We start from the raw sequence: 11,698 nt of genomic DNA on the forward strand, positions 1-11,698 counted from the left end.
TGCTGAGCTCTTCTCCTGGGCCGATGAGCGCGTTATCGTCCGCCCGCTCCGGGGTTGCTCCGGCCGGTCTGATGTACTGGTCAGCGTGTCCACGCAGCCCGAAGACCCCGATTTCACGTCCCTCCTGCGCCCCGTCGTACGGGAGTCCTCGGTCAGTGAGGTGGCCAAGCGACTCCTTGATCACCTGTCCCAGGGGAACCTGAAGCCGGGCACCCGCCTGCCCGCCGAACGCCAGCTCGCCGACGCGCTCGGCGTCGCGCGCTCCAGCGTCCGCGGCGCGCTGTCCGCGCTGGACGTCCTCGGCATCATCGAGATCAGGCCGGGCTCGGGCTCGTACGTCCGCGAGGGGACCTCGGAGTTCCTGCCGCGGGCCATCAACTGGGGTCTGATGCTCGGTCAGCGCCGCACCCAGGACCTGGTCGAGGTCCGCACCTTCATGGAGGGCATGTCGGCACGGCTGGCCGCGGACCGGGCGTCCGGGGAGGACGTCGAGCGGCTGGAGGAGCACCTGGAGCGGATGCGGGAGGCGGGCACCGACGTCAAGGCGTTCATCGACGCCGATATCGCCTTCCACCTGGAGACCGCGAACATCGCCCGCAACACGGTGCTCAGCGACATCCTGCATTCCATCCGGGCGCTGCTTCAGGTGTGGATGGAACGGGCGGGGGACATCGAGGGCACCGTCAGCGGGACGCTCCACGAGCACGGGGCCGTGCTCGACGCGATCCGGGCCGGGGACCCGGAGGGGGCGGACCTGGCGATGGCCGAGCACATGCGGCTGGCGAGCGACCGGCTGAGGCTGTCGCTGCGCGGCGACGACGCCTGACCGGACGGACCCACCCGGCCGGCGACGGCCCCCGCCTCAGGTGTGCGCCCGCTCGGGGCGCGCGGACCCCTCGGCCGGGGTGACCTCCTCCGTGGCCGGAGCGTCCGCCGTGTCCGGGGCCGGGGCGTCCGTCTTGTCCGTGGCCGGGGCGTCCGCGTCCGCCCGGTCGGCGGGCGCGGCTCCCGGCCGGGTCGGCGCGGTGGTGTGCCCGGGGAGTGCGGCCTCCTCCTCTCCGACGGCCTCCGAGGCGACCCGCCCGGGCGGTGCCGTCGCCCCCTCGGGGCCGGAGCCGGAGCCGGGGGGGAGGGCGCCCCGCGCGGGCGGTGCTCCCTCCTCGGCCGGGAGTGCGGGCGCTTCCGGGGTGGAGGCCGGTGCCTCGTCGGCCGGCGTCTCCCCGGACGGCGCATCCCCGGACGGCGCCTCCTGGGCCGGTGCCGGTGCGGGCACCGCCGTGGTGGCCGATCGCGCGGGCGGTGCGTCGAACGCCCTCCGGCGTCCGCCTCCGCCGAGCAGCGCCGGCAGTTCGGTCAGGGAGCCGAGGCGCCAGTCCGCCGTCTCCACGACGTCCGGGTGGTCAGCCCACCAATGCCCGTACGGCCCGCGGCGGATGTGCGCCGCCCGCAGTCCCGAGGACTTCGCCGGGAAGAGGTCGTCGGCGGGATGGTCGCCCACGTACAGGGTGTCCTCCGGCGCGGCCCCGGACGCCTCCAGTACGCGGACGAAGAACTCCCGGTCCGGTTTGGCGGCGCCCCACTCCTCCGAGGTCGCCACCAGATCGGCCGGCAGGTCCAGGGCCCGCAGCAGCTCCCCGGCCCGGGTCGTCCCGTCACCGGCGACGACGATCCGCAGACCGAGGGCGCGCAGCTCGGCCAGGGCGGGCCGGACGTCGGGGTAGAGGTCGGTCTCGTCCAGGTACTCGCCGCGCCCGGCCGCCGCACGGGCGTGGCAGGCCTCGCCGACGTCCATCCCGGGGCGCAGAACCCGCAGCGCGTCGGTGCCGTCGCGGCCCTGGGCGACGGCGGCGCCGACGAGCGCGCTGACGGTGTGCGACGGGACCCCGAGCCAGTCGGCCCAGGAGGCCCAGTGGCGGTCGTCGCGGACGAGAGTTTCTCCGATGTCGAAGACGATCGTTTTCATCACCCCTCCGAGCCTAGGGGGCAAGTGGGACATAACGGCCAAGGCGCCAGTGTCGGAGGGGTGGTTGTGCCGGACACGGGCCCTGGTCCGGGAGGGGCGGCGCGCTCGTATGCTCGGATCATGACCGATCCTCAGCGCCCCACGACCAACGCCATGCGGCGCGCCCTCCGGCGGGCCCGCGACGGTGTCGCCCTCGACGTGGCCGAGGCCGCGGTACTGCTCCGCGCGCGGGGCGAGGACCTGACCGACCTCGCCGCGTCCGCCGCCCGGGTCCGGGACGCGGGTCTCGACGCGGCGGGCCGCCCCGGAGTGATCACGTACTCCCGCAAGGTCTTCATCCCGCTGACCCGGCTCTGCCGTGACACCTGCCACTACTGCACCTTCGTCACGGTGCCGGGCAAGCTCCGCCGCGACGGGCACGGGATGTTCCTGTCGCCGGACGAGGTCCTCGACATCGCCCGTAAGGGTGCCGAAATGGGCTGCAAGGAGGCCTTGTTCACACTCGGCGACCGGCCCGAGGACCGCTGGCCCGAGGCGCGCGCGTGGCTGGAGGCCGAGGGGTACGACGACACCCTGGCGTACGTGCGGGCCATGGCGGTCCGGGTGCTGGAGGAGACGGGACTGCTCCCGCACCTGAACCCCGGTGTGATGACCTGGACGGACCTGCAGCGGCTGAAGCCGGTCGCCCCCTCCATGGGCATGATGCTGGAGACGACGGCCACCCGGCTGTGGTCGGAGAAGGGCGGCCCCCACCACGGTTCCCCGGACAAGGAGCCGGCCGTCCGGCTGCGGGTGCTGGAGGACGCGGGCCGGTCCAACGTGCCGTTCACCACCGGCATCCTGATCGGGATCGGCGAGTCCTACGAGGAGCGTGCCGACTCCCTCTTCGAGCTGCGCAGGACGGCGCGCGCCTATCACGGCATCCAGGAGGTCATCGTCCAGAACTTCCGCGCCAAGCCGGACACCGCGATGCGCGGGATGCCGGACGCGGAGCTGGAGGAGCTCGCCGCCGCGATCGCCGTCGCCCGCCACATCCTCGGCCCGTCGGCGCGCATCCAGGCCCCGCCGAATCTCGTCGACGCCGAGTACGCCCTGCTGATCGGTGCGGGCATCGACGACTGGGGCGGCGTCTCGCCCCTCACCCCGGACCACGTGAACCCCGAGCGCCCCTGGCCGCACATCGAGGAACTCGCCGCGCGCACCGCGGAGTCCGGCTTCCGGCTCCGGGAACGTCTCACCATCTACCCGGAGTTCATCCAGCGCGGCGAGCCCTGGCTCGACCCGCGCCTCCTGCCGCACGTGCGGGCCCTCGCCGACCCGGAGACGGGCCTCGCCAAGGAGGGCGCGGTCCCGGCCGGGCTGCCCTGGCAGGAGCCCGACCAGGGCTTCGGCGCCTCCGGCCGCACCGATCTGCACCGCACCATCGACACCGAGGGCCGCACCGGCGACCGGCGCGACGACTTCGACGTGGTCTACGGCGACTGGGAGGCCCTGCGGGAGGCCGCCGCACCCGGCATGGTCCCCTCCAGGATCGACACCGACGTGCGCCAGGCCCTGAGCCAGGCCGCCGACGACCCCACGAAGCTCACCGACGACCAGGCGCTCGCCCTGCTCCACGCGGACGGGCCCGCACTGGACGAACTGTGCAGGATCGCGGACACCCTGCGCCGCGACGTGGTCGGGGACGACGTCACCTACATCGTCACCAGGAACATCAACTTCACCAATGTCTGCTACACCGGCTGCCGGTTCTGCGCCTTCGCCCAGCGGCGTACGGACGCCGACGCCTACACCCTCTCCCTGGACCAGGTCGCCGACCGCGCGGCGCAGGCCTGGGACGTCGGCGCGGTCGAGGTCTGCATGCAGGGCGGCATCCACCCGGACCTGCCCGGCACCGCGTACTTCGACATCGCCCGCGCGGTGAAGGAGCGGGTGCCCGGCATGCACGTCCACGCCTTCTCGCCGATGGAGGTCGTCAACGGCGCGACCCGCACCGGCCTGTCCGTCCGCGACTGGCTGACGGCGGCCAGGGAGGCGGGGCTCGACTCGATCCCCGGCACGGCCGCGGAGATCCTCGACGACGAGGTCCGCTGGGTCCTCACCAAGGGCAAGCTGCCCACCGCCACCTGGCTGGAGGTCATCAGGACGGCGCACGAGGCGGGGCTGCGCTCCTCGTCCACGATGATGTACGGCCATGTCGACCAGCCCCGTCACTGGCTCGGCCACCTCAGGACGCTGGCCCGCCTCCAGCAGGAGACCGGCGGCTTCACGGAGTTCGTCACCCTCCCGTTCATCCACACCAACGCCCCGGTCTACCTGGCCGGCATCGCCCGCCCCGGGCCCACCGACCGGGACAACCGGGCCGTCACCGCGATGGCGCGCCTCCTGCTCCACCCGCACATCACCAACATCCAGACCAGCTGGGTGAAGCTCGGCACCGAGGGGGCCGCCGAGATGCTCCGCTCGGGTGCGAACGACCTCGGCGGGACCCTGATGGAGGAGACCATCTCCCGTATGGCGGGCTCCGGTTACGGTTCGTACCGCTCGGTCCGGGACCTGGTCGCCATCGCCGACCTCGCGGGCCGGCCGGCGAAGCCGCGTACGACGCTGTACGGCGAGGTCCCCGCGGAGCGCGTCACGGCCGCCGCGGCATCGGACGGCCACCTCCCCGAGCTGCTGCCGGTGCTGGAGAGCTGACCCGTCCGGCCTCCGGGGCTCCCTGCTCCCGGGCTTCCCGCTCCCCGCCCTCGCCGCTTCCCGCCCTCGCGGCTTCCCGTCGGGAGGCGCGGGGGCCGGAGGCGACCCGTCCGGTCCCGGCCGCCCGCCGCCGTGGCCCGGTCCCGGTCCCGGACCCCGACCCGTACCCGTACCCGAACCCGGACCCGTACGGGCCGTTGTCCCGGATCCCCGCGCGGACGTGGTCCGGAACATGCGGTGCGAGGGTCCCGGAACATGCGGTGCGAGGGTCCCGGAACATGCGGTGCGAGGGTCCCGGGACACGCGGTGCGAGGGTCCCGGGACACGCGGTGCGAGGGCCCCGGAAAAGGTGAGGAATGCCGTCCTTACGTGCGCCGCCGTGCTAGTCCGTACATAGCGTTCCTGTCATGAGCCCACCGTTCCCATTCGATTACAGTGCTTGCGCAGTCGCACCGTGATTCGGAGGAGAAGGGGGCACGGTGGCCACAGGGACCACAGCCGTCTGGGGTCGCGCCCAGCAGCAGGACTTCCGCGGCCGGGTCCGGGGTTCCCTGCTCGGCGGGGCCATCGGGGACGCGCTCGGGGCGGGTGTCGCGGGGCTCACCCTGGAGGCGATACGCGCCGCCCACGGTGCGGACGGTGTGGCCGACTTCGTCCCCGCGCACGGCAGACGCGGTGCCGTCACCGCCGTCACCCAGCTGACCCTCTTCACCGTCGACGGCCTGATCCGGGCCCAGGTCCGCCGGGACACCGGCGCCTGGCACCCGCCCACCGACGTGCACCGCGCCCATCTGCGCTGGGCGGCCACCCAGAACGCCTGGGGGCCCGACGAACGCCGCAAGGACAACGGCTGGCTGGCCCGGGAGGAGTGGCTGTACGCCCGCCGCGCCCCGACCCGGGAGTGCCTGGCCGGCTTCGGGGACACCACCATGGGCACGCTCGCCGTACCCAAGAACCCGGCGGCGCGGGACTCGGCCGCGCTCACCCGCTCCGCCCCCTTCGGGCTCCTCGTCGGCTGGGAGCCCCAGCTCGTCCTCCAGCTGGCGGTCGAGTGCGCCGCCCACACCCACGGCCACGCCACCGCCCAGCTCGCGGCCGGCGCACTCGCGGTGATGGTGCACGGACTGGCCCGCGGGGAGACCCTGGACGGTTCGGTCCAGCGCGTCCTGGCCCTGACCGCCGAACGGCCCGGCGGCGAACAGGTCGGCGAGGCACTGCGGCAGGCGCTCGGCTCCGTACGCCAGGGGATCCCCGGCCCCGCCCTCATCGAGGCGCTCGGCGACACCGACTCCGCGGAGGAGGTGCTGGCCGTGGCGCTGTACTGCGCGCTGGTCGGCGAGGACGTGCGGCACGGTCTGCGGCTCGCCGTGAACCACTCCGGACCGTCCGCGGCCACCGGGGCCGTCTGCGGGGCCCTCCTCGGGGCCCTGCACGGTGAGACGGCGCTGCCGCCGGCCTGGCTGGCGGAACTGGAGGGGCGCTCGACGCTCCTCGAACTCTCCGACGACTTCGCCATGGAGATGACCCAGGGACCGGCCTTGCACAGCCCGACCGCGGTCGCCCCGGGCTGGCTGGCCCGCTACCCGCGGGACTGAGCGCAGGACGACCGCGGCAGCCGCACCGGCCTCAGGCGAGGTCGTGCTTCAGCCGGTCGTTGGCCTGGGCGACGGCGTCGTTCATCCGCTCCAGCACCGCGATCGCCGTGCCGAGCTCACCGGCGTCCGCCTGCCGCAGGACGGCCGCGATCTCCACGCCGGCGGCCCCCATGAACGCCCGGGCCTGCTCCTGGGCCGCCTCCGTCGGGCGCAGGGTGACGCGCCGCCGGTCGGTGTGCTCACGGCTGCGGACCAGCATCCGCGCCTGCTCCAGCCGGTTCAGCAGCACCGTCGTCGCACCGGAGGTCATCCCGATCCGGCGCGACAGCCGCGCCGGTGTGAGCGGGTCACCGCCCTGCGCCGCCCAGATGATCTGCCCCAGGGCCTGGGCGTCGGACGTGGGCAGCTTCATCCAGGTGGACAGGTGCTGGTTCAGCTCGGCGAAGCCGACCGCCCAGTCGCGGAGGGCCTCCATCACCGCGACCTGCGCAGGCTCCCAGTTCTCGGTCAGCGGATCGACCACGCGCAACCCATCCCTTCTTGTTAAAGTAACTTTACATTGAAGCTTTCAGGAAGGTGTGACATGCACGAGCGCAGTGCTGTGGTGTCCGGGGCCAGTATCGCCGGTCTGTCGGCGGCGTTCTGGCTGCGTCGGCTCGGGTGGCAGGTCACGGTGATCGAACGTGCACCCGCCTTCCGCGACGGGGGCCAGAACGTCGACGTGCGCGGAGTGGCGCGCGAGGTCCTCCACCGGATGGGCCTGTTCGACGAGGTGAAGCGGCAGAACACGACGGAGACCGGCACGGTCCTCGTCGACGCCTCCGGTGAGGTGACCATGGAGCTTCCCTCCGGCGGCCAGGACGGGGCCACCGCCGAACTGGAGGTGCTCCGAGGCGACTTCGCCCGCATCATCCACGACGGCCTCCCTCCGGGGGTCACGTTCGTCTACGGCGACACCGTCGAGGACGTGGCGGACGGCCCCGGGGACGTCCGCATCGTCACCGCGCAGGGGCGCGAACTCCGGTGCGACCTGCTGGTGATCGCCGAAGGGGTGCGCTCGGCCACGCGCGACCGGGTGTTCCCGGCCGGCGACGTCACCACGACCGATCTCGACGTGACGATGGTCTTCGGCACCATCCCCCGGACGCCCGGCGACGACGACCGCTGGCGCTGGCACAACGCGACCCGCGGACGCCAGATCCACCTGCGCCCCGACAACCACGGCACCACCCGCGCGATCCTCGCCTACAGCCCCGGCGACGGCCTCACCCGCCTGGACCGCGGCGAGGCCCTGGCCCGCCTCAGGACCCGCTACGCCGACGCCGGCTGGGAGGCACCCCGGGTGCTGGACGCCTTCGACACGTCCGACGACGTCTACATCGACCAGCTCGCCCAGGTCCGGATGGCGTCCTGGCACCGCGGCCGGACCGTGATGGCCGGGGACGCCGGCTGGTGCGTCACCCCGATGGGCGGAGGGGGCGCCTCCCTCGCCCTCACCAGCGGCTATGTGCTGGCCGCTGAACTCGCCCGGCACCCCGGCGACACCGAAGCGGCACTCACCGCCTACGAGGCGTGGATGCGCCCCCTCGTCGACGACGTCCAGAGCCTTCCCCGGGGGCTGAAGCACTTCGCCTACCCGCAGACCCGGACCGGTCTGGCCCTGCGGCACCTGGCCGGCAAGGTGCTCACCTCGCCCCCGCTCCGGCCCCTCGCCGCGAAGTTCACCCAGGTCGCGGAGACGGGACGGAAGCTGCCCGAGATCCCCGGGGGAGCCGTGTGACACCGAGCCGCGGCGACGCTCGGCCGCGCCGCGCGGCGGCACGGGGGCGGGCGGGCGTCGTCGTACCGCCCGGTGTCCGCACGCCCCGCCCGCCGGTCGGGACGCCCGACCGCACGCCCGTCCGCCGTCAGTCCTTCGCGCCCTCCACGACCCCGGTGCCCCCGGTGCCGGTGTTCCCCGGGCCGGACTTCTGCCGCGGCACGGCGGCGGCTCCGGCCCCTGCCCCGTCCGTGGGACCGTCGCCGTCCGCGTTGATCCGCTCGATCAGCGCGTCGCGCTCCGGGGTGTCCTCGGGCTTGACGAAGCCGATGACGACGTAGAGCACGAGGGAGATCGCCAGCGGCAGGGCCACCTGGTACTGCAGGGCGACATCCGTCTTCACCGAACCGTCGAAGTTGTAGTTGGTGAGGTAGAAGGCCAGCAGCCCCGCCGCCCAGCTGGTGAGTGCCGCCGTCGGACCGGAGCGGCGGAACCTGCGCAGCAGGCCGAGCATGAACGGGATGGCGATCGGGCCCATGAGTCCGGCCACCCACTTGATGACGACCGAGATGATGTCCTTGAACGTCGGCGAGTTGATCTGGGTCGCCAGCGCCATCGAGAGCGCGAGGAAGGCGAGCGTGGACAGCCGGGCCGCCAGCAGTCCGCTGCGGTCGCTCCAGGTGCGGGCCGCCTTGGAGAGGACCGGTGCGATGTCCCGGGTGAAGACCGCCGAGATGGCGTTGGCGTCCGAGGAGCACATGGCCATCGTGTGCGAGAAGAAGCCGACGACGACCAGCCCCAGCAGGCCGTGCGGCAGCAGCTGCTCGGTCATCAGGGCGTAACTGTCGGACGCGTCGGGCTTCTTGGCCTCGACGAGCAGCGGGGCGACCCACATCGGGAAGAAGAGCACCGTCGGCCAGACCAGCCAGAGCACCGCCGACAGCCGGGCCGACCGGGTCGCGGAGCGTGCGGAGTCCGTGGCCATGTAGCGCTGGGCCTGGTTCCACATGCCGCCGTTGTACTCGAAGGTCTTGATGAAGAGGTAGGCCAGGAGGAACGTCACCGTGTACGGTCCCGCCGTCGGGCTCGTGTGGCCCTCCGGCAGCTTGTCCCAGACCGTCCACAGCGAGCTGAAGCCGCCCAGCTTGCTCATGGCGATGACGAGCATGGCCAGCCCGGCGAAGAGCTGGATGACGAACTGCCCGAGCTCGGTGAGCGCGTCCGCCCACAGCCCGCCGACCGTGCAGTACACGGCGGTGATCGCGCCCGTGATGAAGATGCCCTGGGTCAGCGTGATCCCGGTGAACACCGACAGCAGGGTGGCGATGGCGGCCCACTTGGCCCCCACGTCCACGATCTTCAGCAGCAGACCGGACCAGGCGAGCGCCTGCTGGGTCGGGATGTTGTAACGGTTCTTCAGGTATTCGAGCGGCGAGGCGACGTGCAGCCGCGAACGCAGCCGGTTGAGCCGGGGGGCGAAGAGCTTCGCGCCGATGCCGATGCCGATGGCGATCGGCAGCGACCAGGTCACGAAGGACGTGACGCCGTACTGGTACGCGATCCCCGCGTACCCGGTGAACATCACCGCGCTGTAGCCGGACATGTGGTGCGAGATGCCCGACAGCCACCAGGGCATCTTGCCGCCGGCCGTGAAGAAGTCGCTGACGTCGTCCACGCGCTTGTGCGACCAGAGTCCGATCGCGACCATCACACCGAAGTAGCCGATGAGCACGGCCCAGTCGAGACTGTTCATGTGCCCCCTCCAGGGGTCCGCCTTGTGAACGGGAACGCACTTCGCCAGTACGGCCGTTCAGCGGTATCCCCGCGCGGGTAAAGGGGACTTGGGGGATTGAACCGCCTGTCCGGGGCCACGGTCAAGGTAATGGCGATCAGAGATGTGAACACCGATCAGCAAGGCGAACGATTTTACTCGTTCTTGGCCTCGCGGGGCGTTGTCGTGAACGTGACCGCGGCCACACGATGAGCGGGCACTTCGTCAGGCTGTGCAGAGACCGACGCAAAGCACGAACGCCCGAGAACGCAGAACGGCCGCACGGGATGCGGGTCCCGTGCGGCCGGAGAAGGGGGAGAGCTGCACGATGTGGCCGGCGCACCGGTCACACACCGAGTGCTGCCGGTGCCGGACGCGGAGGTCGTGCCGGGTCGCACGTCGGCAGGTGGCGCTGGGTCCGGTGGCGGACCGAGCCCCCTCGGCCAGGACGGCGGGCCAGTCGAGAGGGCTCTTGGCGGTCGTACGCGCCGACCGGACGCCGGTACGGCGCCTGTGGGGCGGGGAACGCGTCAGGCGTTGATCGAGCCCGACGCGACGTCGCGCACGAAGGTGTTCCACGCTCCGGACACGAAGGAGAGCGAGGGACCTTCGGGCGCCTTCGAGTCGCGCACGGCGATGGCCTGCGTGACGGGCGACTTCACTTCGACACACGCACCGTTGCCGCCGGAGTACGACGACTTCGTCCAGTTTTCCGTAGCACCCTGAAGAATGGCCATGTTGACTCCGGTTCAGAGAGTTGATGTGAGTGGCACCAACTTCGTTCCTGTTGGCGTGATCGACGCTACCGGCCAACATCGCTCAGTGGTGTAGTCGTTCACTCGACCGGATGGCATATTCCATGCGGGGCTTCCGCAATCAGGTGGAGACGGTGTATCTTTCCGCCCCAACTTCGTGTGCACCCCTGTGTGTGCGCCACATACGTCGTCGCCGGGCCGGGCCGTCCCGCGGAGGTCCGAGGGGCTCCGCGATGCCCCGTCGGCAGCCGATGAGTGGCGTTGGGCCGCCGACGGGGCCGGGGTCGCTCAGCGGGTGTAGCCCTTGGCGATCTCGCCGATGAACTGACGGGTCTGGTCCACGTTCAGCGCCTGGGCGCGCAGGTGCTCGTACATGACGCTGTAGCGCTGCACGTCGTTCGCCTTCTCCAGGTAGAGGTCACTGGTGACCCCCTCGATGTACACGACGCTGGAGTCCGCGGCGTCCGGGAACTCCAGGACGGCGTACTGGCCGTTGATGCCGGGGTGGGCGCCCATCTCGAAGGGCAGCACCTGCACGGTCACATGCGGCAGCTGGGACTGTTCGATGAGGTGCTCGAGCTGTTCGAGCATGACCTGCTTGTCGCCCACGAGCCGGCGCAGCGCCGACTCGTCGATGACGGCCCACAGGCGCAGCGGGTGCTCGGGGTCGTTGACGCGGTCCTGGCGGCGGGCCCGGACGTTCACCCGCTTCTCGATGTCGGACGGCGGTGCCTCGGGCAGCGCGCCGGTGATCAGCGCCTCCGCGTACTTCCGGGTCTGCAGCAGTCCGGGGACGACCTGGGGTTCGTACACCCGGAGGGACTCGGCATCGGTTTCCAGCCCGATGTACACGCTGTACGGGATGTCACCGAAGGCGTGCCACCAGCCCTGCTGGCGGGAGTCCTTCGCCATCTGCATCAGCGACTCGACGACGCGGTGGTCCTCGACGTCGTACACGCCGCAGAGGTCGCGCACGTCGCGCTGGCTGATGGAGCGGCGGCCGTTCTCCAGGCGGCTGATCTTCGACTGCGAGACCAGCAGCCGCTCCGCCACCTCCTCGGCCGTCATGCCCTTGATCTCACGGAGGCGGCGCAATTCCTGACCCAGCCGGCGTCGCCTGACGGTGGGATTGACGTTGGTCGGCACGGGAACGGCTCC

8 protein-coding genes and 1 pseudogene are annotated in these 11,698 nt (G+C 72.0%); 4 read left to right on the forward strand and 5 right to left on the reverse strand.

The annotated features are described in order from the left end of the window. Positions 1 to 85: 85 nt before the first annotated feature. On the forward strand, positions 86 to 826 hold the full coding sequence (locus tag ABZ172_RS16610) for a FadR/GntR family transcriptional regulator (RefSeq protein WP_356884439.1): 741 nt from the start codon (positions 86 to 88) through the stop codon (positions 824 to 826). A 507-nt stretch (positions 827 to 1,333) separates the two neighbouring features. Here ABZ172_RS16610 and ABZ172_RS16615 read toward each other — a convergent pair. Then, positions 1,334 to 1,963 (reverse strand): annotated as a pseudogene (locus ABZ172_RS16615) (HAD family hydrolase); the annotation flags it as partial. Between the two features lie 120 nt (positions 1,964 to 2,083). Here ABZ172_RS16615 and ABZ172_RS16620 point away from each other — a divergent pair. Together ABZ172_RS16620 and ABZ172_RS16625 are read left to right on the forward strand one after the other, a co-directional pair. After that, positions 2,084 to 4,660: a bifunctional FO biosynthesis protein CofGH gene (locus ABZ172_RS16620; protein ID WP_356884440.1), complete on the forward strand. Its 2,577-nt coding sequence runs from the start codon at positions 2,084 to 2,086 to the stop codon at positions 4,658 to 4,660. Between the two features lie 479 nt (positions 4,661 to 5,139). Then, complete coding sequence (locus tag ABZ172_RS16625) at positions 5,140 to 6,255, forward strand: ADP-ribosylglycohydrolase family protein (protein WP_356884441.1); 1,116 nt, start codon at positions 5,140 to 5,142, stop codon at positions 6,253 to 6,255. 31 nt (positions 6,256 to 6,286) lie between these two features. Here ABZ172_RS16625 and ABZ172_RS16630 read toward each other — a convergent pair whose 3' ends face one another. Next, the gene (locus ABZ172_RS16630; protein WP_356884442.1) at positions 6,287 to 6,778 is read right to left on the reverse strand and encodes a MarR family transcriptional regulator; all 492 of its coding nucleotides are present in this window, start codon (positions 6,776 to 6,778) and stop codon (positions 6,287 to 6,289) included. 60 nt (positions 6,779 to 6,838) lie between these two features. On the opposite strand from ABZ172_RS16630, the gene ABZ172_RS16635 reads away from it, so the two are divergent. After that, positions 6,839 to 8,035, forward strand: coding sequence for an FAD-dependent monooxygenase (locus ABZ172_RS16635; RefSeq protein ID WP_356884443.1), 1,197 nt, complete (start codon positions 6,839 to 6,841; stop codon positions 8,033 to 8,035). 127 nt (positions 8,036 to 8,162) lie between these two features. Here ABZ172_RS16635 and ABZ172_RS16640 read toward each other — a convergent pair whose 3' ends face one another. The 3 genes from ABZ172_RS16640 to ABZ172_RS16650 form a co-directional block, all read right to left on the reverse strand. Continuing rightward, complete coding sequence (locus ABZ172_RS16640) at positions 8,163 to 9,767, reverse strand: sodium:solute symporter family protein (RefSeq protein WP_356884444.1); 1,605 nt, start codon at positions 9,765 to 9,767, stop codon at positions 8,163 to 8,165. A gap of 548 nt (positions 9,768 to 10,315) precedes the next feature. Next, positions 10,316 to 10,522: a DUF397 domain-containing protein gene (locus ABZ172_RS16645; RefSeq protein WP_014155679.1), complete on the reverse strand. Its 207-nt coding sequence runs from the start codon at positions 10,520 to 10,522 to the stop codon at positions 10,316 to 10,318. Positions 10,523 to 10,828: 306 nt separating this feature from the next. After that, entirely contained in the window at positions 10,829 to 11,686 is an 858-nt protein-coding gene (locus ABZ172_RS16650; protein ID WP_356884445.1) for a helix-turn-helix transcriptional regulator, read from the reverse strand. Positions 11,687 to 11,698: the final 12 nt, after the last annotated feature.

Origin of the sequence: Streptomyces sp. NPDC006296 (genome assembly GCF_040613235.1) — a bacterium.
Lineage (GTDB): Bacteria > Actinomycetota > Actinomycetes > Streptomycetales > Streptomycetaceae > Streptomyces.

What these genes read in the sequence shown, in the direction of transcription:
- ABZ172_RS16640 (WP_356884444.1), bottom strand. Translation starts at nt 9,767, where the DNA reads ATGAACAGTCTCGACTGGGCCGTGCTCATCGGCTACTTCGGTGTGATG.
- ABZ172_RS16645 (WP_014155679.1), bottom strand. Translation starts at nt 10,522, where the DNA reads ATGGCCATTCTTCAGGGTGCTACGGAAAACTGGACGAAGTCGTCGTAC.
- ABZ172_RS16620 (WP_356884440.1), top strand. Translation starts at nt 2,084, where the DNA reads ATGACCGATCCTCAGCGCCCCACGACCAACGCCATGCGGCGCGCCCTC.
- ABZ172_RS16635 (WP_356884443.1), top strand. Translation starts at nt 6,839, where the DNA reads ATGCACGAGCGCAGTGCTGTGGTGTCCGGGGCCAGTATCGCCGGTCTG.